The 401-nt window shown below is 61.6% G+C and carries 1 protein-coding gene; it reads left to right on the top strand.

The genetic code is table 11. The features are described 5' to 3' along the window. Positions 1–401 (top strand): hypothetical protein (locus tag QMX88_RS29955; RefSeq protein ID WP_282373741.1); only part of this gene is annotated, 401 nt, incomplete at both ends.

The raw sequence follows: 401 nt of genomic DNA, 5'->3' as shown, positions 1-401 counted from the left end.
CACCGTGCAGGCGGGGGGTGAAACCGGCGAGGTGAGGTTCGATGTCGACCGCTTGCACTTGGAGCCGCTGGGCGGCGGCACGTTGCAGTTGAGTTATCAGGTGGTCAGGGTGGGCGGCGGTACGCAGGGTTCGCCGGTGACGAGGTACGACGTCACGGCTGTCGAGTTGGTATTCCCGGCGCCGGTGATCGTGCAGGCATCAAGCGGCGTACTGAGTCCAATGGATGTGCAAGCTGGCGCGACCTTCCAGGTGACCTATACCGGCATGCGCACTACCGACACCATCAAGCCCATCTGGAACAACATCGCCAGCATCATCCCGTGGCGAAAGGGAGAAGCCGATGAAACGGTTGAATCCGATGTTCCGGCGACGATGATTGGAGCGGTTCTCGGCAAGACGA

The organism is Pseudomonas sp. PS02290 (assembly GCF_029960075.1).
Taxonomy (GTDB): domain Bacteria; phylum Pseudomonadota; class Gammaproteobacteria; order Pseudomonadales; family Pseudomonadaceae; genus Aquipseudomonas.
This window is presented reverse-complemented; position numbering and strand designations above follow the sequence as displayed.